This is a genomic window from Acidaminobacter sp. QWL-03 (genome assembly GCF_058683855.1).
This window is the reverse complement of the sequence record NZ_CM178752.1, coordinates 753,554-773,806: the sequence shown is the minus strand read 5'-3', so window position 1 is coordinate 773,806 and position 20,253 is coordinate 753,554. Positions and strand designations below refer to the sequence as shown.

Genomic DNA, 20,253 nt, shown 5'->3' with positions numbered 1-20,253 from the left:
TTCTGCCTCCTACCACTGCATGACACAAGCGCCCCAAGTCAGACCGCCGCCGAAGCCGACCATGACCACATGATCCCCTTCACTGAGTTTGCCTTGAATGACCGCCTCATGCAGTGCGACAGGGATTGAAGCCGCTGACATATTGCCGTACTTATCAAGATTGACCTGAACCTTTTCCATAGGCAGCTGAAGTCGCTTTGACGCCGCCAGAATAATACGTTCATTCGCCTGGTGCGGAACCAGGAAATCGATATCCTCAAATGAAACCCCTGAATTTTCAATGGCTCTGAGCGAAGCATTTTCCATGACGCGCACGGCAAACTTGAAAACTTCCTTGCCCTCCATCTTGAGGAAATGCTCACGGGCTTCTACAGTTTCAAGGGTCGCAGGCTTATCTGTACCGCCGGCAGGCATATACAGATACTTGCCGCCAGATCCGTCAGATCCCAGATCAAATCCCAAGAGGCCTCGGTTTTCATCTTCAGAAGGCCCTAGGACAACCGCGCCCGAACCGTCTCCAAAGAGAACACAGGTGTTGCGGTCCTTAAAGTCAATAATTTTTGACATAATCTCAGTACCTATGACCAAAGCGTGCTTATACATGCCGGAGGCGATAAAGCGGTCTGCAATGGCAAGTCCGTATAAGAATCCGGAACAAGCGGCTTCAAGATCGAAGGCTGCTGCTTTTGTCGCCCCAATTTTGTCCTGTACTATGCAGGCTGTTGCCGGAAACACCATATCCGGTGTAATTGTCGCGACAATGATCAGATCGATTTGATCTGCGGTTACGCCGGCATTTTTCAGAGCCATTTCTGCGGCTTGGATGGAGAGTGAGGAGTTGGTCTCGTTACCATCGGCAAAACGTCTTTCAGAGATGCCCGTTCGGGTACGTATCCACTCATCTGAGGTTTCGACGATCTTTTCCATATCAAAATTGGTCACAATGCGTTCAGGGAGGGCCATGCCGGTTCCTAGAATGCGACTCTTTCGGTTGATCAAAATATCATCTCCAGATGTTAAAACTTGTTATTTATTTCTCGTATTAGTATCTGCTACTAATATATACGATACAACGCCATATGGCAAGTCCCTGGGCGAAAAAAAACAGGCACTTACGTTGAAGTGCCTGTTCCAACCCGTGTTTTCAAGGGATTCGAGATTTCTTAAATTAGTCTTAAGCTTCAATTCAATGCTGTCTCAGCTTTCCTGAGGCTCGGCCGTCGAAGACTGTCTCGCCGCCTCGAGATCTTTTCTTCCAAGCTCTTCGCGGATCCGCTCCACCACTTGGCTTTTGACACAAACCTCGGCGTAACGGATGGCATTTTTAATGGCTTTCGCGTTCGAGCTGCCGTGGGCTTTGACGATAAGGCCTTCTGTCCCGAGAAACGGTGCGCCGCCATACTCAGTATAGTCCATTTTCTTCTTGAGCTCCGCAAAGACACCCTTAAGCAGCATGCCGAGCAGCATGTTCTTTTTGGTCTTCATCAGCTGAGCTTTCAGCATGCCGCTGAAGCTCGACGCAACGCCCTCGGACAGTTTCAAAATAATATTCCCGGTGAAACCGTCACAGACTATGACATCACACACGCCATCCGGTATATCCCGCGCTTCGATATTGCCAATAAAGTTGAGCTCACTGGCTTTCAGAATTGGATAGGCATCCACCACGAGAATGTTGCCCTTCCCCTCCTCCGTGCCGATGTTCGCGATTCCCACCGTAGGATTTTCAATGCCAAGGACATCACGGGCATAAATAGTTCCCATGACGGCGAACTCATAGAGGTTATGAGGCTTGCAGTCTGCGTTGGAACCCGCGTCGATCAGGACGCTGAAGCCTTTCGAAGTCGGATATGGCAGGCAGAGCGCCGGCCTGTCAAGGCCTTTGATTCTGCCGACTTTCAAAAGTCCGCCGGCTAAGAGTGCGCCCGTGTTGCCTGCAGAAAGGAGCGCGTCGATACTGCCGTTTTTAAGCATTTCAAAACCGACGACCATGGAAGCATCTTTTTTACTTTTAATGGCTCTGACGGGTTTATCTTCGTTCTCAATGACCTCGCTGGCATGATGGATCATCAATCGATTCGCATCATAGTTTAAAGAAGCGAGCTGTGCCTTGATCTGATCTTCCATGCCAATCAGCACGAGATCTGCGCTGATCATGGAGAGGGCTTCTACAGAGCCTTTAACGACAGCTTCAGGCGCATGGTCACCACCCATGGCATCTATTCCAATCCGGATTGTCATACTTAAGTCACACTCCCATCCAGGGCAACGAGAATGAACTTGCCCCTGAATACTTGATCATGATTGCTGGTGATATTGATGTGAATAAAATACTCACTGCCCCTGACTCTGACCAGCTCCGCTTTGGCCACCAATTTCTGACCGGCGATGACCGGTACGCGGTATTTGATGTTGGCAACGCCGGTCAAGGCGACGTGAGCGTCAATTACTGCCATTGCCAAAGACTCCGCCATGGCAAAAATGTAATGGCCTTTGACGATCTTGGTTTTTTCGAAGGCGAGCGTTTCGTCTGTCTCAAGGACAGAAATACCACGCTTGTTGAGTTCCAGATCGATCAGTTCTCCGACGATTTCGCCGCGCCCAAGGGTTTTTACCTTATCATAGTTATCAGTCGCAACCTTACGGACGCGCTCTCTCAGTTCAGGGATGTTCAGCTGCATGCGGTCCAGACGGATGGTCTGAATGCTGACACCCAACTCTTCGCTGAGCTCCTCATCCGTCAAAAATGGATCCTGAGTCAGAATCTCGGTCAGACGATTCAAACGCTCCTGCTTTTTATATCTGGCCATAGGGGAATCACTCCATTTGCTGTAGCTTTTAGCGCCTGGTCCTATTATAACATAAATATTTAAGTTCTGGCAGACCACCTTTTGGACATGCAAAAAGCAGGCTGAGATCAACCTGCTCTGAATACTGTTTGCGTATTCAATTGAATAGCACTGAATTACTTAACGGATACCACTTCTATGCCTTTATAGTAACCACAAGAGCCACAGACACGATGCGGTACGTTAGGCTCATGGCACTGTGGGCACTCAATGATGTTCGGAGCGTCCATCTTAATGTTCGAGGCTCTTCTCTTATCACGTCTTGCTTTGGAAATCTTACGCTTAGGTACTGCCATTGATCACACCTCCTTAATTCTGACTAAAAAAGTTCTTGAGGCTCTCGAGTCTAGGGTCGACCCTGTCCTCGGAACATGTACATTCATCCTCATTCAGCGACTTTCCGCAATTCGGACAAATGCCCTTGCACGAAGGATCGCACAAGACTTGAATTGGCATTGAGAGGTGGATTTCGTCGACTACAAGCCGTTCTATGTCGACATTGTAGTCTTCAATGAAAAGAGACTGCTCATCCTCTTCAATGAATTCGCCGCCCTGCCGAATGATTTGCTTTGTCAGATCCCGTTCGAATTTCAATTCGACTGGAATCAAACAGCGGTTGCATGAAAATTTAAATGTGCCCGAATAGTGGACATCAATTTCCAGCTCCACGCCTCTGCGCTCTACCATCCCTTTGACTTGAAAAGGTGAAACACCTTCTGCGCCGTAAACCTCAAAGTCGGATAGATCCAGAGTAAGCGTCATTTCAAAAGGCATTTGGCTCAGCTTTCCGCTGATCACATTTGTGAGATTGAGAACCATATGACACCTCTAGTTTACAACATGATAATTATATAAGCGGCCAGATCTTTTGTCAAGCATAATTACTTGCCACTTGCCAACCGGTCCACGGCTTAGTTATTATACACCTAACAGCCGTACTTTGTACACCAAATTTCGGAAAAATCTCAAACGAAATTCAATATCATAAGAAGACGCGAACCTTTTCAGGTTCGCGTCCTAAACCTTGCCATGTATGTTTTAAAGACCCGTAACTTAAATTCCTTTAACGATCTCAACTGTGTCGCGGGCAATCATCAGCTCTTCGTTGGTAGGGATGACGAGAACTTTGACTTTAGAATCGTCTGAATTGATGAAAGTTTCTTTGCCGCGGACGTTGTTGCGCTCGTCGCTGACTTTAATGCCCATGAATTCGAGGTTTCTGCAGATGTCCGCGCGGTTTGTGATAGAATTCTCACCAAGACCCGCAGTGAAGATGACTGCATCCACGCCGCCCATTTCTGCCGCGTAAGCTGCAATATATTGTCTGACGCGATCGTCAAATGTTTCGAGAGCAAGTGCTGCGCGCTCGTTGCCATCTTTGGCAGCATTCTCAATGTCTCTGAAGTCGCTGCTGACGCCGGAAATACCGAGGACACCTGACTTTTTATTGAGGACGTTGTTGATGCCTTCAATGTCGAGATTTTCTTTTTCCATGAGGAAAGTGATGATCGCCGGGTCAATGTCACCGCAGCGCGTTCCCATGATCAGGCCCTCAAGCGGTGTGAAGCCCATGCTGGTCGCGACTGACTTGCCGTTCTTGATGGCTGTAACACTGGCGCCGTTGCCAAGGTGACAGCTGATGAGTTTCAGTTCTGACATTGGCTTGCCCATCATGTCAGCGGCTCTTTCTGAAACATAACGGTGACTTGTGCCGTGGAACCCGTAGCGGCGAACTTTATACTTTTCGTAATACTCATAAGGGATTGGATAAATATAAGCCTCAGGCGGCATAGTCTGATGGAATGCCGTATCGAAAACGCCAACGTTTGGAACCGTTGGGATGAGTTCCTGGATTGCTTCAATGCCCATGATGTTCGGCGGGTTATGGAGTGGCGCAAGGTCGATACATTCTTCGAGCGCAGCCATAACATCTTCCGTGATCAGGACTGAGCCGCTGTACTTTTCGCCTGCGTGAACGACACGGTGTCCGACAGCATCAATTTCGTCAAGTGACTTGACTGCGCCATAGTTCTCATCTACAAGCGCCTTAAGAACTTCATTAAGCGCATCTTTGTGATTTTTCATAGGAACCATAATTACTTCTTTGTCTCTGCCCTCTTTTTCGTGCTTAAGAACAGAACCTTCAATGCCAATTCTTTCAACAAGACCTTTAGCAAGAAGAGTTTCATCCTGCATATTCATCAGCTGATACTTCAATGAAGATGAACCACAGTTAATAACCAATACGTTCATGATAGACCTCCCAATTAAAATCGATTGAACTTCACTCGTTATTATTATAAATTAAATTAGAAATATTACAAGTCAGAAACACAATTTGTATACATAATGCATTAATTTTTTCACAAAGATATTTCAATATTGTCAAGGGAGGTTCCAATGGCACTCAAGGCCGCAGGCATCATCACTGAATACAATCCCTTTCATCTCGGACACCACTATCATATCGCTGAGACAAAACGGCGTCTGAACGCGCAGGCAGTCGTCGCCGTCATGAGCGGGTCTTTCGTTCAGCGCGGCGAGCCGGCACTTCTTGATAAATGGTCCAGAGCTTCTGCCGCTGTTGAGGGCGGTGCAGATTTGATTATTGAGCTGCCTTCTCTTTTCGCAGTATCCAGCGCTGAGTACTTTGCCACTGCAGGCATTCACCTCCTGAACCAACTGGGGTTGGTAGATGTGCTGAGCTTTGGCAGCGAAAGCGGTTCAATTGAAACGCTGAGAACCTCAGTCAAAGACCTGTCTCATCTCGATGAACGCTGGAAAATCGCCAGAAAATCACATCCTGAACTCAGTTACCCTGCGCTTAAAGCTAAATTGCTGACGGATTCAGGTCTGAAAGCGGCATCGACGCCTAATGATATTCTCGGGATCGAATACATGAAGGCCATTGAGGCGCTTGGCGCCTCACTTTCCCCATTTACGCTCAAAAGGGCTGGACACGGCTATCACGACTTGTCTCTGGAACAAGTGAACCCTGAAAAACTATACTCAAGTGCGTCTGCGATCCGCAGTGCGCTTTTAACCGGCGCGCCACCTTCAACAGTTGAAAAGACCGTACCAGCTCAAACACTGGCGGCTCTGAATAAAGCCGCCGGCTGTTTCCCTAACCAACGGACAAGATTTGAGCTGCTGCGATACAGACTGCTCCTCCACACGCCTGACACCCTGTCTAAAATCCATGATATGGAGGACGGCCTGCCGGAAAGGATCCTCGCAGCAATTAAAAGCGCTGGAGACTATGAAGCACTGGTGATGGCCATTAAGAGCAAACGGCATACCAGAAGCCGTATAGAAAGAGTGCTTGCCAAGATACTTTTGGACATCCCCGCGACTATGATTGGTCGAAACCGGGGAACCCTGCCTGAATATCTTCGTATTTTAGCTTTTAATGAACGTGGGCGACTTCTGCTGAATCAAGCCAAAAAAACGGCGGGGCTGCCTCTTGTAACCCGCATCCGCCCCCAGGATCTGGAGGATCCCATCATTGGACCACAACTCCTGTTTGATATAAGAGCGACCGACCTCAGAGAAATACTGTGCGGCCGAAGTGCCTCAGCCCAGGATTTGACGCGGCCCCCCGTCTATGTCAAATAGCTTTCAGACAGTATTATTCAGACCTAAAGCACCCAGAAGAAGTGTCACGCAAAAAAGGGAAAATGAAATCAGGCGAAAAATCGGTTTGCCGTTTTTCACTTGATCATTCTCCCTTTTTTAATTCATTGATTTCACTTGAGGTGTGGGGGTTAACCCCAGACAACAAGCGGTAAAAGCTATCATCAGCGATAGGGTCAAAGCCAGGGTCTATTTATACTCTTCGAGTTCTCTTAAATTTTTGCGAAGTGTATCCAGGACATCATTCACCTCACTGGTTGCCCTGCTCATCATGTCGTGGACATACTCAAAGGCGTCTTCTTTCATGTTGGAAGAAAACTGTGTCGCTTCATGAACGATTTTATCCGCTTTTTCTCTGGCCTGGCGCACGATCTCATGCTCGTCGATCATCAGCTTGCGCTTCAGCTCCGCCTCATCCAGCAGCCGCTCTTCCTCTTCACGAATGCTGTCAATGGCTCTTCGCTCTTCACGCTGCGCGTTAGCAAGCAAAGCATCAGCACTTCTCTGGGCTTCCTCTAGAATTTGATTTTTTTGAGACTTAATCCACTTCACGTGCTGATACTCCTCCGGAAGCAAAATATGGATTTCCCTCAGAATTTCGAGCAATTCTTCACGGTCTGCCATTATTTTTCCCGTCAGAGGTACAGAGGTGGCGTTTTCAATTTTGTTTTCAAACTCTTCAAGAAGATCCAAAACTTTTAATTCAAGATGATTGGACGACATGGGTGTACTCCTCCTTATCTCAATCTATGCTGCATATATGCCAAAACATGGTCAGGGACTAATCCCTTGATGTCACCTTGAAACCTGAAGACTTCCTTTACCAAGCTGGAGCTCAAATAAGAATAGTGGACGTCCGTCATTAAAAAGACGGTCTCGGTACCCTCTCCAAGATGTCGGTTCATTGCTGCCATCTGAAATTCCGCTTCGAAATCCGAGATGGCTCTCAATCCTTTGATAATCACATCTATTTGGTTGGACTTTACATAATCAACCAAAAGTCCTTGAAAATGCGCAACCCGAACATTGCCGAAGGGCTCTACCGCTTCTTGAATCAGAGAAACCCGTTCCTCGACGGTAAACATGGGACTTTTGCTGCTGTTGCTAAGTACGCCTACAACGACCTCTTCAAAGAGTTTGGAAGCGCGTTCGATAACATCCAAATGTCCGTTTGTGATGGGATCAAAGCTACCCGGGTAAATTGCTATTGTCATTCATGTGCCTCCTGTATAAGGATAGCGCTGTGATGCCATAATGTCTTGACTTTAAAAAGCTGTAACCGCTGACAGCCTCCGGCAGTGCTCGGGAAGCAGGGTGCTCAATGACGACTATGGCATCCTCGGACAACAGATTAAATTGGTCAAGCTTTTCAAGCACCAGCGTTTCCAAAGCTGCGTTGTAAGGTGGATCCACAAAGACCAGGTCAAACTCAGAATTTACAAGTTGAGACAAAGCGGACACCCAGTCCTGTGTCAGAATTTTGGCAGCGTCTTGAAACTTTGCCCGTTCCAAATTTCGTGCTATAACGCGGGCACTTGCCCTGCTCTGATCCACGAAAACGACATGTTCTGCACCGCGACTCAGCGATTCTATGCCCAGCGCGCCCGATCCGCCAAAGAGGTCCAGTACTTTTGAGCCCTGGATTTCAAATTGGATCAAGTTAAACAGCGCTTCTTTGACGCGATCAGTTGTAGGTCTGGTTTCAAGGCCTTCAAGCGCTTCCAGCTTCAACCCTCTTTTCGAACCGGCTATGACCCTCATATTTACACCTTCTTATCGAATTCTATCATAAAAAAGGCGCTTTTCATACCGAATGTCATTTTTTTGAAATGAAAGCTCTCTTCCAGCATAATCTAAGTATAATCTATATCGAAAAGCTTTCAAAGACTTCATGACGACGGCGCCTTAAAAGTTCAATTTCATCCTGTTCCAACTTCTTTGTGTTCTCTCTTTGCAGTAAGTCCAGCACTTCTTTCTGACAAAGTGCCAAGATGTCGAGATGCCGGGACAAATCCGCGATCTTCAGAGGCGGAAGTCCGTGCTGCCGCGTTCCGAAAAATTCTCCCGGACCACGCAGTTTCAGATCCCAGTCAGCGATTTCAAAGCCATCCTGAGTCTCAACCATCTTTTTGATCCGCTGTTTTGCCACTTCCCCGGGTCGCTCTGCGACAAGATAGCAATAAGAAGCGTGTTCGCCTCTGCCGACCCGTCCTCTGAGCTGGTGCAGCTGGCTCAGGCCAAATCTGTCGCAGTCCATAATGACCATGACGGAAGCATTGGGCACGTTGATGCCAACCTCGATGACAGTGGTTGAGACGAGGAGGTCAAGGTGACCATCGGCAAACGCTGTCAAGACTTGGTTTTTTTCTGAAGACTTCATTTTACCATGTACCAGGCCCACACGTCGGTGCCTGAATGCCCCTGTCCGCAAATCCTCAAAAAGGGTTTGGGCGGACTGAAGGCCTGCGCTGCCCTCACTGTCCTCCACAAGAGGACAGACCATATAAGCCTGGCGACCGGTCTCGATCAGCTGGTCCACTTTAAGACACAGTCTCTGAAACTGCTTTTTCTGGACATAGATCGTCTCAATAGGCTTTCTTCCCGCCGGAAGCTCTCGCAGCAATGAGACATCCACATCCCCGTAAAGTACCAGCGACAAGGTACGCGGAATTGGTGTCGCAGTCATAATCAGAACATCCGGGCTCATGCCTTTTTCCTCAAGGCGGTTGCGCTGGCGAACGCCAAAGCGGTGCTGCTCATCTGTAATAACCAGACCAAGGCGGTCAAACACCACCTCTTCCTCAAGCAGCGCATGAGTGCCAATAATCCAGATATATTCCCCGCTGGCCATCCCTTCCCGCAGTTTTTTCTTGTGTTTCGACGCAGAGGTTAGAAGCGCCATGCGGTCAGCAGATTCCGGAAAAAGTCTTTTCATGGCTTCAAAGTGCTGTGCAGCCAGCAATTCCGTCGGTGCCATAAGGATGCTTTGATAGTCGTTTTTTGCCGCCAGCGCCATAGCAGCAAACGCCACAGCAGTTTTGCCGGAGCCCACATCCCCCTGTAAAAGGCGGTACATGACCTTGTCTTTTGACATGTCTGTGAAAATATCCATTATGGCGCTGTGCTGCGCCTCGGTCAGTCTAAACGGCAAAGCGCGCATGTAGTCGTCCAGAACATCCTCCGTTCTGAACGCAATGCCCTTACCGCGCTTGGCATCCACCCGCAGGAGAGCGAGATTCAGCTGGAGCGACCACAGCTCTTCAAAGACCAGCCTGTATTTTGCTGCTTTATATCTCGCCCTGTCAGTCGGAAAATGAAGCTCCCGGAGTGACGCCTGCAGCCCAGGCATCCTGTAGCGCTTCAGGATAGCTGCCGGCAGTGTTTCCTTGAGTTCAGGCAACACGGTGTCCAGTGCCTGACGGATCAGCGCGGCCATATCCCGCTTGGTAATACCTTCTGTCAGCGGATACAGCGGCATGATCACCAGCTGCTGCTCAAGTCGGTCGCTCTCTTTGAAGAGCTCTGGATGAATGAGTGTCACCTGTCTGCCGCTTTTATGGACCTGACCAAAGGCCGTCAGCGTTTCACCCGCTGAATATTGCTTCTCGAGATAAGACGCATTGAAAAACAGAAGTTCAAAGGGCGTCATGTCCTCCAGCATCTGAAAGCGCGTCATGACCCTGCCGCTTCCTGACCGCGTGGTCTGAATGGATTTAACAATGCCGCTTAGGGTTGCCAACTCCCCTTCAGCAACCTCGCAGACGCGTCGCCTGTTGGATTTGTCCGCATAGCCTCTTGGATAGTGATAGAGCATGTCTTTAAGGCTATTGATCCCAAGGCGGGCAAGGGCGGTTTTCTTTTTTATGCCAATCCCTTTCACCGTAGTCAAGTCCGAATGGGTATGCATGTCTGCCAAGTCACCTCGCCTGAGTTTACTGATTCCTTGAGAAACCATCCTATTTCCTTCAGCCAAGTACAAGAGACCGGCCTGAACCGGTCTCTTGACGGCATTACTCCACTGAAATAACGTAATAATACAAAGGTTGTCCGCCGTAGTGAAGTTCAAGATCCAGGTCCCCGTGAACAGCACCAATCTTTTCGACCAGTGCCTCCGCCTCCGCTTCAGAGACTTCGGCACCATAGTAAACAGTCACTATGGACGCGTCCTCATCCAGAAGTTTCTCTAAGGCATCCAGTGCCACCGCTTCAATATTCTGGCCCACGGAAACGATCTTTCCGTCACCCACACCCAGGATATCATCCTTTTTAATCTCGATGTCGCCATACTGTGTATCCCTGACTGAATAAGTCACTTGAAGGGTCTTGACGCTGTCAACGGATTTCGACATAGCCAATTCATTATCTTCAGGTGCCTTCTCAGAATCGAATTCAATCAGCGTCGCTATGCCCTGAGGAATCGACTTCGTTGGAATGACCGTCATAGGAAGACTGGAAACCTCTTTGGCCTGATTGGCCGCCAGAATGATATTGCTGTTGTTCGGAAGGATAATCAAGTGCTCGGCATGACATTCCTGAGCCGCTTTGAGGAAATCCTCCGTGCTTGGATTCATGGTCTGACCGCCTTCGACGATCACATCGACGCCAAGATCTCTGAAAATCTTGCTGAAGCCTTCACCCATAGCGACGGCTATGATCCCGTAGGCCTTCTTCTCCTGATCTTCTTGAGCCTTATCCGATGGTTGGTTCTCCACAGAATCCGACGCTGCATTCGGTTTTAATCCAACTTCGCTGTCAGATCCCTTTTCCAGGCCTGCACCATGAGTCAAATTGGAATGCTGTTCCCGCATGTTTTCAATCTTTACTGTGATCAGCGGGCCATATTTCAATGCTTTCTCCAGAGCCATACCGGGATTGTCCGTGTGAATGTGCACCTTGACCAGCGACTCATCCTGAACAAAGACCATGCTGTCGCCCAGCTTTTGAATTTCAGAGCGCAGGACCGGCACATCATCCCGGAGCGTCTCCAGAATAAACTCAGTACAATAGCTGAAAGTGATCATATCCGGCTCCAGTGCTGCGCCAGCTGCTTTCAACACGTTTTCGCTTCTTTCAACTTGAATTTCCACTTCCTTGCCAAGGACGGCATCCAAAAATCCAAGGAGAATAAAGACCAGGCCTTTTCCGCCGGCATCCACCACGCCTGCAGCTTTTAAGACCGGAAGGTAATCCGGCGTCCGCTCCAGGGTCTCCTCAGAACGCTTGATCAGGTTCTCAAGGAGTTCCTGGACAGGTACTGCCTGTTCCGTATAATCCATGCCATGCTCCGCTGTTTTTCGAATCACGGTGAGGATTGTTCCCTCGACCGGTTTCATGACGGCCTTGTAAGCAGTATCCGAGGCATCCTTAAGGGCATGGGCAAACTCAATGGAGTTCAGCGTCTGCTTCTCTTGGCAGCCCTTTGCAAAGCCCCTGAAAATTTGGGACAGAATGACGCCCGAGTTTCCTCTGGCACCCATCAGGGAACCCTTCGACATGGCTTTGGCGACGATCTCAACAGAGACCTCACCCTCATGCTTGGCGATTTCACTCAGCGCGGCATTCATGGTAAGCGACATATTGGTGCCCGTGTCACCGTCAGGTACCGGAAAAACGTTCAGCGAATCGACCAGATTCTTGTTTTTGTTCAATGTAGCGGCAGCCTGCTTGAACATCTTGGACAGCAGCACACCGTCAATTTTCATAATATCCAAAGGTCATCCCTCCCAAAATCAGGCTTGAACCCTGACCCCTTCAATATTCAGATTCACTTTCAGGACTTTGAGGCCCGTTTGGTTCTCGACACTGTACTTCACGCGTTCGATTATATTTTGGGCGACCACGGAAATTTTGGTTCCAAATTGAACGATGACAAACAGATCGATCACGATGCCGTCTTCCTCAGAATGAATCCGAACACCCTTAGAGAGATTTTCCTTTTTCAGCAGATTGGCGATCCCGCCAGTAGTGTTGCGAGATGCCATGCCTACCAGGCCGTAGCATTCAATTGCTGCCGCGCCAGCAATTGTGGCAATGACGTCGTTATTAATGAAAACTGCACCATGTGCGTTTTCTACTTTTATGGTCATATAGGTTCCTCCCCTTTAACAATCCATATTGATTTTACTATGATTCAAGTAGTGTGACAACCTTATCTGTGGCATTATACCCTAAATTCCTTTAAGATTAACTTGCAAACACAGAAATGATCTGTTAGAATAAATTTGCTTATGTGTTATTTGTTTTAGGGAGGTGTAACAATGGCAAGAGTATGCGAAGTGTGCGGAAAAGGCAAGGTCAGCGGCAATAATGTCAGCCATGCCAACAACCATACAAGAAGAACTTGGGCGCCGAACCTCAGACGCGTGAAAGCGGTCGTTGACGGTTCACCAAAGAGACTGATGGTCTGTACAAGATGCCTGCGTTCAGGTAATGTTGTTCGCGCAATCTAATTGGATCTGCCTTAAAGTCTGCCCCAATTTGCTGTGGCGGACTTTTTTGCTTTATTTAAAGGCAAGGCAAAAAGTGAAAAATGAGAAATCAGCCCGACTTCGGAGTATGAAGTTCGGGCTTTTCTTATGCCTTGTCCCTGCACTGCATCAAAAACACTTTTCCACTGTGAAGTGTCACCAGACCCTCATTGTCCTTCAAGTGATTGCTGACACCCAAGGTTCCTGCGCGCCTTAGGACCAGCTTCTCGCCGTCATACGCAAAGCCTTGGAGCGACACTTCTGCCAATTCATCCAGGGGCAGCACCGAAATATTGAATCCTTCTCTTCGCGCTACCCTATAGGTCCCAGGAAACAGCCGCTCGACTTCATTGTCAGGATCGAGCGCGCGAATCCGGGGACTTTTTTGTTCCAAACTGCCCAGCAGCATCAAATTGGCAAAGGTGTGATCCATTCGGTTCCCAAAGGCCCCATAGAGGTCAATGACGGCCTCACCCTCACTCTGTTTGCTAAGCTCAACGGCCTTTTGAATTGCCAGCTCCGTATCCGTCCAGTCCTTAACGGACGAAAACGTCAGAATCTGAGCCTCTGGATAGCGGGCTTCAATGGCCCGATCTCCTCTGTAAGAATCAAAATCTCCAATGATCAGGTCCGGAGTGAGCCCTATGGCTTCAGTGGCTTCCAGTCCCCTGTCCACCGCCAGAAGGAGGTCATAGCGGCTCAGCTGAGCTTTCAGCCAGCTTAAATCTTCAATCGACCCTCCGGTAACAATCGCGATTTTCATTTGACCGCATCCCGGAATTTCTGTACCTCCGCCTCAAAATCCGGCGCCCCAAACAGTGCAGAACCTGCCACAATAACGTCTGCGCCTGCTTTGACCACCTCGGCGACATTATCAGCCTTTATGCCTCCATCGACCTCGATCTCCAGGGTTAAGCCGCGCTCGACGACCGTAGCCCTCAGCTTCGCGATCTTTTCAAGCGCCTGAGGAATAAAAGCCTGTCCGCCAAATCCCGGATTGACAGACATGATCAGCACCAGATCGAGTTCCGGCAACAAGTCCTCCAGAACAGACACCGGCGTCGCAGGATTCAGCGACACCCCTGCTTTGACCCCCAGGGACTTGATCAGCTGAATCGTCCTGTGAAGATGCACCGTAGCCTCCTGGTGCACCGTCAGGATGTCCGCTCCGGCTTTGGCAAAGGCCTCAATATACCGATCCGGATGCTCGATCATCAGATGGACATCCTTGACCAGTCCTGTACGCCCTTTCAGCGCCTCCAGAACCAGTGGGCCGATGGTTAAATTAGGCACAAAATGGCCGTCCATGACATCGACATGAAGGTATTCGCAGCCGCTGCGTTCTATTTTCATTACTTCGTCCTGCAGATTTCCAAAATCCGCGGACAGAATTGACGGTGATAATTTCAACTTTAGTACCTCCTAGATTGCCTGATTTCATTCATGATGTGGGTGTAAGAGTTGTATCGGGACTCTGACAGCTTGCCATTTCGAACAGCCTCACGAACCCTGCAGTCCGGTTCTTCAAGGTGCAGACAATCATCAAAGCGGCAATTGCCCGGCAAGTGTTCAAAATCCGGAAAACAGGATGAGAGAAGATCATCTTCCAGGTCCCTCAGTTCGAGAGAAGTAAAACCAGGTGTGTCAACGACAAACCCCCCAGTCTCCAGTTCCAGAAGTTCACTATGACGTGTGGTGTGCTTTCCCCTTTGGATCTTTTCACTGACAGCGCCGGTTTTGAGTGCAAGTCCCGGCTCAATGGCATTCAGCAGTGACGACTTACCCACACCGGATGGCCCGGCGAACACCGAGACTTTGTCACTCAGCATCGACCTCAGTTCGTCAATATGATAACCGCTGAGCGAGCAGGTCGTCAGTATTTTGAAGCCGGTTGGGCCGTAGATTTCCTCCAGTTTCATAGAGAGTTGGGACGCTTCGTCATCCAGATCCACCTTGTTGAAGACGAGAACCACATCGAGCCCTTCCTTGACAGCAAGTACCGTCATTTTATCCAGAAGCACCATGTTGGGGTCCGGAAAACGCACCGCGAACACTATGACCGCCTGATCGACGTTGGACACCGGCGGCCGCAGGAGCTCGGAAGTTCTCGGCAAAATGTCCTCGATAGATCCGTTTTGTTTGGAGAAGAGGACGCGGTCCCCCACCATCGGCACCAGTCCCATTTTTTTAAACTTTCCGCGCGCCTTGCACTCGAGAATTCCAGTGCGGTCCTGAACGTAGTAAAATCCAGCAATTCCCTTGACAATCCGACCCTCAGACAGTTTTTCCCCCATTAATTGAATACCTCTTCATTGGAACTGACCAGAACATCGTCAAAATAAATGTTGATGCCAACAGTGCCAGTCCCGCTAATGGTCACGGAAACCCGCTCTTCTGACTTACTGTGAACCTTCTGATAAACTATTTCTGATGCGCCGTCTCTGACCAAAACCACTTTAACCTCGAATTCATCTTTTTCATAATCCAAAGGAATGGTCAGGGTTTTTTCGACAGGCTGCATTGTTGAATTCGGATCTTTGCCTTTGCTGACCACCAGGTTGACCCGGTCAGTCGGCTGAACTTCACGTCCGCCTTCGATACTCTGGGACATAACCAGATTCGCAGCAAAAGTATCACTGAAGTCATAGGTGACATCTCCCACTGTGATGCCGTATTGTTCAAGGGTCATCCTGGCGCTTTCCAGTGCACTGCCGACTATGGTTGGCATAATGCTCTTTCCAGGCACTTTGCCTTTGCTGACAAACAAGTCAATCGACGTATTTTTGGGCTCTTTGAGACCTGCAAATGGTGATTGACTGATGACAGTGCCCTCAGGCGCTTCATTCTCAATCTCCTCAACATCTCCAACCTTGAAACCGGCATTGACAATCAGGATTTCGACCTCTGCGAGAGGTTTTTGAACCAGATTTGGCACCTCATAGAGTTCAGTTCCAAGGCTTAGTGTAAGTGTAACAGTATATCCCGATTTCAGGAGAGTCCCTTCTTCGTGTGACTGTGATATGACTTCATTTGGGGCATAAGATCCGGAGTAAATTTTGTCGCCGACTTCACCTTTAAAGCCATGATCCTCGAGAAGCTGCAGCGCTACTTCCAAATCCAGCCCGGTCACATTAGGCACTGCAGTCGGCTGGCTCTCCTCCAGCAAATTTTTCATTATAAACCCTGCGCCTATGAAGATAACCGCCGCAATTAAAGCGAGCGCGATGGTTATGAAGAGCCTTTTTTTATCTGCCTTCTCCGCGCCCGGCTTAACCGTCTCCACCTCTTCGGTGGCTCTGCGCTGAGCAAACCGTGTTGGATTCGTATTTTCGAGTGAACGGGTTTCATCAAACAGCAGATCTTCATCAATTTTGGGAATCATCATGGTTTTGGCATCTTCATCAGCGCCCTCAATCATGACAATATGATCCGGTCTGAGGAGAACTTCATCCAAGTCGTTCAACATTTCTGTCACATTGGCATATCTGAATTCGGGATTTTTCTGAATGGCCTTTAGAATAACGCCTTCGAGACCGACACTCAGTCCCGGATTAAAGTCTGAAGGCGGTCTGACTTCTTCTTTCAAATGCTTCAGCGCAACAGCGACAGCGGATTCGCCTTCAAACGGAAGCCTTTTGGCCGCCATTTCATACATCAAAATGCCCAGGGAATAAATGTCGGATTTCTCATCCACAAAGCCACCCCTGGACTGCTCCGGTGAAGCGTAGTGCACCGACCCCATCATGTCTGTTGTATTGATAATGGTCGAGGAGGTGATGGCTCTGGCTATGCCAAAATCAGCGACTTTAACTGTCCCGTCAGTTCCAATCAGGATATTATGGGGTTTGATGTCGCGGTGGACTATATGGTTCGCATGCGCGTTTTCAAGTGCTCTTGCTATCTGCTTTCCAACGCGGATAATTTCTCTGTTTTCAAAGAAGCCTTCATATTCCTTAATATAGCGTTTCAATGTAGCGCCTTTTACATACTCCATGACAATATAGCGAAGGTCATCTTCATGGCCGACATCGTAGACACTGACGATGGAAGGATGGCTTAAGCTGGCAGCCGCTTTGCTTTCTTTATCGAATTTCCGGATAAATTCCTCATCCGAGACGAATTCAGGCCGCAGGATTTTGATGGCGACATCGCGATCGAGCAGGGTATCTTTAGCACGATAAACGAGTGCCATTCCACCGTCGCCTATTTTATCCAGGATCTCATATCTATTCTTCAACATGCGTCCGATGATACGATCCACTAGCGATCACCTCCCAGTTTTTCAATCCTTATAGCTACAGCGGTTATGTTGTCAGCGCCGCCGCGTTCCAGTGCAAGTTCCGTCATAAGATTTACCGATGCCTCCAGTGTTGCCTCATTGGAGAGCAACTCACAAATTTCAAATGCCTTAAGGTAATGCGTGAGTCCATCTGAACACAGCAAAAGAATGTCGCCCTCATAGACTTCAATTTCATGAAGGTCCGGAGACACACTGTCATCCGCACCCACAGCTTTCATGAGCACATTCTTCTGGGGATGGCTGAGCGCAGACTCGCGATCAATGGAGCCATTTTTAATAAGCTCTTCCACTAAGGTATGGTCTCTCGTCACTTGACGAATCTTTCCCTCGTGGACCAAGTATGCCCGGGAATCACCTATGTGGGCGACATAGGCGAGGTCCTCCACAACCCATGCCGCTGTCAGGGTTGTCCCCATCCCTTTACAGTCCTCGGTTTCATGGGCTTTGCTCCAGATGCGCTGGTTGGCCTCTGAAAAGACTTTTCTGAACACTTCAACCGGCATCATTGCGTTATTATCTTTTATAGTTATCAGGGACGCTATAGCTTCTATTGCAATACTGCTTGCAATCTCTCCTGCCTTATGTCCACCCATACCGTCCGCTACAGCAATAAGATTGTGCTGTTCGTTTAAATAAAATGCATCTTCATTATTTGTTCTGATGTTTCCAATATGGGATATTCCTGCTGCTTTCACCTAAACCACCTCTTTATATTAGACTCTGACCATTTTAGCGATAAAGAAACCATCTGTTTGATGGACGCTCGGGTAGAGTCTGATTAATCCATCTCCATCAGACCACGGTGTCTGCGCCAGTTTAAACTGCGGATTGGCTGCCAGAAACGCTGTGACAACGCCTTCATTTTCATCCGGATCCACCGAGCATGTGCTGTAAACCAGAACGCCGCCCTGTTTGACGTAACGAGCACCATTCTCAAGCAGTTTTGTCTGAAGTCCTACGAGCACCTCCAGATCCTCCGGCTGCCTTCTGAAGCGAATTTCCGGCTTTCTGCGTATGATCCCAAGTCCTGAGCACGGTGCGTCCAGCAGCACACGATCAAAAGCCTCCACCGCGTCGACATCCAGGTTGAGTCCGTCAACCACTTCGGGATGAATTATGGAAATCCCCAGACGGCCTGCGTTTTCTCTAATTTTTTCAAGCTTTTTATCTGAAACATCCCGGGCAATGATTGTGCCCAGATTGTTCATTTTCTCTGCCATATGGGTTGTTTTGCTCCCAGGGGCTGCGCACATATCCAGGATGCGTTCACCCGGCTGAGGGTCCAACACTTCTGTGACCATCATGGAAGCTATGTCCTGAACGTAAAGCTCACCCTCAACAAAAACTGGCCATTCCTGAATGACCAGATCCTGACCGGAATGCACTATCAGTGCATAATCCAAAAAACGGCTGATCTCTGAGGTTATGCCGTCCCTTTCAAGTTTAGCTCTGACCGTATCAGGCGTTGATTTAAGCAGGTTTACACGTGCTGTCAGAGGGGGGGTAAGATTGTTGGCCTGCATCAACGCTTCGCTGAACTGCATTCCGAATTTGGAAATCCAACGCCTCACAAGCCACTCAGGATGAGAGGTTGTAATGGATAAATAGTATATTTCATCTTCTGCCCGTTCAGGCAGTTTAAGGGATTCCCTGGATCTCTGAAAGTTCCTGAGGACACCATTAACAAAGCCGCTGAGGTGCCGGCCCTTTTTTTTGGACATTTTGACAGCCTCGTTGACCACCGCAGATTCCGGAATTCGATCCATAAATAAAAGCTGATAGAGCGATACCCTCAAGATCATATGAATAAAGGGGTCGAGTTTTGAGAGTTTTGTCTTCGAGACTTGTTGAAGCCTATAATCCAATAACAGTTTCTGTTCCAAAACACCATAAATCAACCTGACTGCAAGGCGTCGGTCTTCAGGTGACAGAACGCGCTTCTTTGACAGATTATAAACCGCATCGCTGGACAATAAGGCTTTATGCTCAATATCCATGAGCAATTCTATGGCAGCTTGCCGACCTGTAAGGTTTTGACCAGCGCTCGGATACTTTGTTTCTTTTGGGGATGTCATGATGATCTACTCCGTTTCGAGGCTTCAAATTGTCGAGGCAGGCTGAACTGACGTAAAGCCTGCGCTGCGGCAATCCGAAAACTAGATTTCCTTTAATTCAATAGGGACTTCAATCAGTCCCTGGACATGCGATCCCTGATCAAAAGCAGACGCACCAGCTCCATGACAGATACCGCAGCGCTGGCAACATAGGTTCTGGCCGCTGCGCCAAGTACTTTTTTGGAATTCGAAATTTCCTCGTCCAGAATATAATGGCCATCCACCAACTCTGCAATAGCTCTTGAACTGGCATTAAACTCTATTGGAAGTGTGACGATATGAAAAAGGACAGCAAAGAGATAGAACAGAATGCCCAGGTCCACCAGGGGCACGATTCTAAAGAAAAATCCAGCCATAATCAGAATGGGCAAAACGCCGCTGCCAAGATTCGCTATAGGCAAAAAGGCATTTCTGATCCGGATCGGTTTATACCCTTTCGCATACTGAATAGCATGACCCACTTCATGGGCAGCTACGCTGATTGCCGCAATGCTGTCGCTGCCATAGACTGTTTGTGACAGTCGGATTCTGTTGTTACGGGGATCATAATGATCTGTCAGCGAGCCTGCAACAGGCTCGACAATGACCTCATAAAGTCCGTTTCGGTCCAAAATAGCTCTTGCGACCTCGACGCCCTTCATGCGCCGGTAAGAGCCGACGCGTGCAAATTTTGTGAAGGTGGTTTTAACCTGAACTTGCGCGATCATGGCGAAAATATAAACGGGAATCAAGAGCAAAAATCCAAGCGAACCTGCGGCTCCCATATAACCACTCATTTTGACAACCTCCTAAAGGATTGAATAGTATTCTTAAATCTTCTGAGTAATTCTTTGGCAATAAACGCACTTGCTTCTGTGAGATCTGTCAGTTCTGTCACCTTTGGCTCTGCC

General features: G+C 48.6%; 21 protein-coding genes. 2 read left to right on the top strand and 19 right to left on the bottom strand.

Going from position 1 to position 20,253, the window contains the following annotated elements; all coding sequences use genetic code 11:
- Window positions 1–9: 9 nt before the first annotated feature.
- The 6 genes from AC4PHM_RS03450 to AC4PHM_RS03425 all read right to left on the bottom strand — a co-directional run bounded on the left by AC4PHM_RS03450 (window position 10) and on the right by AC4PHM_RS03425 (window position 5,102).
- Window positions 10–999, bottom strand: coding sequence for a beta-ketoacyl-ACP synthase III (locus tag AC4PHM_RS03450; protein ID WP_492019492.1), 990 nt, complete (start codon window positions 997–999; stop codon window positions 10–12).
- Window positions 1,000–1,197: 198 nt separating this feature from the next.
- Window positions 1,198–2,241: a phosphate acyltransferase PlsX gene (gene plsX / locus AC4PHM_RS03445; RefSeq protein WP_492019491.1), complete on the bottom strand. Its 1,044-nt coding sequence runs from the start codon at window positions 2,239–2,241 to the stop codon at window positions 1,198–1,200.
- 2 nt (window positions 2,242–2,243) lie between these two features.
- Window positions 2,244–2,810, bottom strand: coding sequence for a transcription factor FapR (gene fapR / locus AC4PHM_RS03440; protein WP_492019490.1), 567 nt, complete (start codon window positions 2,808–2,810; stop codon window positions 2,244–2,246).
- Window positions 2,811–2,965: 155 nt separating this feature from the next.
- Window positions 2,966–3,145 carry a 50S ribosomal protein L32 gene (rpmF, locus tag AC4PHM_RS03435; RefSeq protein ID WP_291403025.1) on the bottom strand — a complete coding sequence of 60 codons (180 nt, stop codon included), beginning with the start codon at window positions 3,143–3,145 and terminating at the stop codon, window positions 2,966–2,968.
- A gap of 13 nt (window positions 3,146–3,158) precedes the next feature.
- Entirely contained in the window at window positions 3,159–3,668 is a 510-nt protein-coding gene (locus tag AC4PHM_RS03430) for a YceD family protein (RefSeq protein ID WP_492019489.1), read from the bottom strand.
- A 234-nt stretch (window positions 3,669–3,902) separates the two neighbouring features.
- Window positions 3,903–5,102: an acetate/propionate family kinase gene (locus AC4PHM_RS03425; RefSeq protein WP_492019488.1), complete on the bottom strand. Its 1,200-nt coding sequence runs from the start codon at window positions 5,100–5,102 to the stop codon at window positions 3,903–3,905.
- 147 nt (window positions 5,103–5,249) lie between these two features.
- Between AC4PHM_RS03425 and AC4PHM_RS03420 the strand changes: the two genes are divergently transcribed.
- A complete protein-coding gene (locus AC4PHM_RS03420) occupies window positions 5,250–6,464 on the top strand; it encodes a nucleotidyltransferase (protein WP_492019487.1) in 1,215 nt (404 codons plus the stop codon).
- 207 nt (window positions 6,465–6,671) lie between these two features.
- On the opposite strand, the gene AC4PHM_RS03415 is transcribed toward AC4PHM_RS03420, so the two are convergent.
- The 6 genes from AC4PHM_RS03415 to AC4PHM_RS03390 all read right to left on the bottom strand — a co-directional run bounded on the left by AC4PHM_RS03415 (window position 6,672) and on the right by AC4PHM_RS03390 (window position 12,568).
- Complete coding sequence (locus AC4PHM_RS03415) at window positions 6,672–7,205, bottom strand: hypothetical protein (RefSeq protein ID WP_492019486.1); 534 nt, start codon at window positions 7,203–7,205, stop codon at window positions 6,672–6,674.
- A 14-nt stretch (window positions 7,206–7,219) separates the two neighbouring features.
- Window positions 7,220–7,696, bottom strand: coding sequence for a pantetheine-phosphate adenylyltransferase (gene coaD, locus AC4PHM_RS03410; RefSeq protein ID WP_492019485.1), 477 nt, complete (start codon window positions 7,694–7,696; stop codon window positions 7,220–7,222).
- The gene (gene rsmD, locus AC4PHM_RS03405; RefSeq protein WP_492019484.1) at window positions 7,671–8,243 is read right to left on the bottom strand and encodes a 16S rRNA (guanine(966)-N(2))-methyltransferase RsmD; all 573 of its coding nucleotides are present in this window, start codon (window positions 8,241–8,243) and stop codon (window positions 7,671–7,673) included. Before rsmD ends, coaD begins: the two co-directional genes overlap by 26 nt.
- A gap of 103 nt (window positions 8,244–8,346) precedes the next feature.
- Window positions 8,347–10,437, bottom strand: a complete 2,091-nt coding sequence (gene recG, locus AC4PHM_RS03400; protein WP_492019483.1) for an ATP-dependent DNA helicase RecG — start codon at window positions 10,435–10,437, stop codon at window positions 8,347–8,349.
- A gap of 55 nt (window positions 10,438–10,492) precedes the next feature.
- Window positions 10,493–12,184, bottom strand: a complete 1,692-nt coding sequence (locus AC4PHM_RS03395; RefSeq protein ID WP_492020451.1) for a DAK2 domain-containing protein — start codon at window positions 12,182–12,184, stop codon at window positions 10,493–10,495.
- A gap of 27 nt (window positions 12,185–12,211) precedes the next feature.
- Window positions 12,212–12,568, bottom strand: coding sequence for an Asp23/Gls24 family envelope stress response protein (locus AC4PHM_RS03390; protein WP_291403009.1), 357 nt, complete (start codon window positions 12,566–12,568; stop codon window positions 12,212–12,214).
- Between the two features lie 171 nt (window positions 12,569–12,739).
- On the opposite strand from AC4PHM_RS03390, the gene rpmB reads away from it, so the two are divergent.
- Complete coding sequence (rpmB, locus tag AC4PHM_RS03385; protein ID WP_291403007.1) at window positions 12,740–12,931, top strand: 50S ribosomal protein L28; 192 nt, start codon at window positions 12,740–12,742, stop codon at window positions 12,929–12,931.
- A 124-nt stretch (window positions 12,932–13,055) separates the two neighbouring features.
- On the opposite strand, the gene AC4PHM_RS03380 is transcribed toward rpmB, so the two are convergent.
- From AC4PHM_RS03380 to AC4PHM_RS03350, 7 genes are all read right to left on the bottom strand, one after another.
- Window positions 13,056–13,712 (bottom strand): thiamine diphosphokinase, encoded by a 657-nt coding sequence (locus AC4PHM_RS03380; protein ID WP_492019482.1) that lies wholly within the window; start codon window positions 13,710–13,712, stop codon window positions 13,056–13,058.
- Window positions 13,709–14,359 carry a ribulose-phosphate 3-epimerase gene (rpe, locus tag AC4PHM_RS03375; protein WP_492019481.1) on the bottom strand — a complete coding sequence of 217 codons (651 nt, stop codon included), beginning with the start codon at window positions 14,357–14,359 and terminating at the stop codon, window positions 13,709–13,711. The genes AC4PHM_RS03380 and rpe overlap by 4 nt, the downstream gene beginning before the upstream one ends.
- A 2-nt stretch (window positions 14,360–14,361) precedes the next feature.
- Complete coding sequence (gene rsgA, locus AC4PHM_RS03370) at window positions 14,362–15,243, bottom strand: ribosome small subunit-dependent GTPase A (protein ID WP_492019480.1); 882 nt, start codon at window positions 15,241–15,243, stop codon at window positions 14,362–14,364.
- On the bottom strand, window positions 15,243–17,210 hold the full coding sequence (gene pknB / locus AC4PHM_RS03365) for a Stk1 family PASTA domain-containing Ser/Thr kinase (RefSeq protein ID WP_492019479.1): 1,968 nt from the start codon (window positions 17,208–17,210) through the stop codon (window positions 15,243–15,245). Before pknB ends, rsgA begins: the two co-directional genes overlap by 1 nt.
- On the bottom strand, window positions 17,210–17,944 hold the full coding sequence (locus AC4PHM_RS03360; RefSeq protein ID WP_492019478.1) for a Stp1/IreP family PP2C-type Ser/Thr phosphatase: 735 nt from the start codon (window positions 17,942–17,944) through the stop codon (window positions 17,210–17,212). Before AC4PHM_RS03360 ends, pknB begins: the two co-directional genes overlap by 1 nt.
- An 18-nt stretch (window positions 17,945–17,962) precedes the next feature.
- A complete protein-coding gene (gene rsmB, locus AC4PHM_RS03355) occupies window positions 17,963–19,324 on the bottom strand; it encodes a 16S rRNA (cytosine(967)-C(5))-methyltransferase RsmB (protein ID WP_492019477.1) in 1,362 nt (453 codons plus the stop codon).
- Between the two features lie 113 nt (window positions 19,325–19,437).
- On the bottom strand, window positions 19,438–20,139 hold the full coding sequence (locus AC4PHM_RS03350) for a zinc metallopeptidase (RefSeq protein ID WP_492019476.1): 702 nt from the start codon (window positions 20,137–20,139) through the stop codon (window positions 19,438–19,440).
- Between the last annotated feature and the right edge of the window lie 114 nt (window positions 20,140–20,253).

Excerpts from the sequence above, each read along its gene's own strand:
- coaD (WP_492019485.1), bottom strand. The coding sequence starts at position 7,696 with ATGACAATAGCAATTTACCCGGGTAGCTTTGATCCCATCACAAACGGA.
- AC4PHM_RS03430 (WP_492019489.1), bottom strand. The coding sequence starts at position 3,668 with ATGGTTCTCAATCTCACAAATGTGATCAGCGGAAAGCTGAGCCAAATG.
- AC4PHM_RS03415 (WP_492019486.1), bottom strand. The coding sequence starts at position 7,205 with ATGTCGTCCAATCATCTTGAATTAAAAGTTTTGGATCTTCTTGAAGAG.
- plsX (WP_492019491.1), bottom strand. The coding sequence starts at position 2,241 with ATGACAATCCGGATTGGAATAGATGCCATGGGTGGTGACCATGCGCCT.
- AC4PHM_RS03420 (WP_492019487.1), top strand. The coding sequence starts at position 5,250 with ATGGCACTCAAGGCCGCAGGCATCATCACTGAATACAATCCCTTTCAT.
- rsmB (WP_492019477.1), bottom strand. The coding sequence starts at position 19,324 with ATGACATCCCCAAAAGAAACAAAGTATCCGAGCGCTGGTCAAAACCTT.
- rpmF (WP_291403025.1), bottom strand. The coding sequence starts at position 3,145 with ATGGCAGTACCTAAGCGTAAGATTTCCAAAGCAAGACGTGATAAGAGA.
- rsgA (WP_492019480.1), bottom strand. The coding sequence starts at position 15,243 with ATGGGGGAAAAACTGTCTGAGGGTCGGATTGTCAAGGGAATTGCTGGA.
- AC4PHM_RS03425 (WP_492019488.1), bottom strand. The coding sequence starts at position 5,102 with ATGAACGTATTGGTTATTAACTGTGGTTCATCTTCATTGAAGTATCAG.
- AC4PHM_RS03390 (WP_291403009.1), bottom strand. The coding sequence starts at position 12,568 with ATGACCATAAAAGTAGAAAACGCACATGGTGCAGTTTTCATTAATAAC.
- AC4PHM_RS03380 (WP_492019482.1), bottom strand. The coding sequence starts at position 13,712 with ATGAAAATCGCGATTGTTACCGGAGGGTCGATTGAAGATTTAAGCTGG.
- rpmB (WP_291403007.1), top strand. The coding sequence starts at position 12,740 with ATGGCAAGAGTATGCGAAGTGTGCGGAAAAGGCAAGGTCAGCGGCAAT.
- rsmD (WP_492019484.1), bottom strand. The coding sequence starts at position 8,243 with ATGAGGGTCATAGCCGGTTCGAAAAGAGGGTTGAAGCTGGAAGCGCTT.
- fapR (WP_492019490.1), bottom strand. The coding sequence starts at position 2,810 with ATGGCCAGATATAAAAAGCAGGAGCGTTTGAATCGTCTGACCGAGATT.
- recG (WP_492019483.1), bottom strand. The coding sequence starts at position 10,437 with ATGGTTTCTCAAGGAATCAGTAAACTCAGGCGAGGTGACTTGGCAGAC.
- AC4PHM_RS03395 (WP_492020451.1), bottom strand. The coding sequence starts at position 12,184 with ATGAAAATTGACGGTGTGCTGCTGTCCAAGATGTTCAAGCAGGCTGCC.
- AC4PHM_RS03350 (WP_492019476.1), bottom strand. The coding sequence starts at position 20,139 with ATGAGTGGTTATATGGGAGCCGCAGGTTCGCTTGGATTTTTGCTCTTG.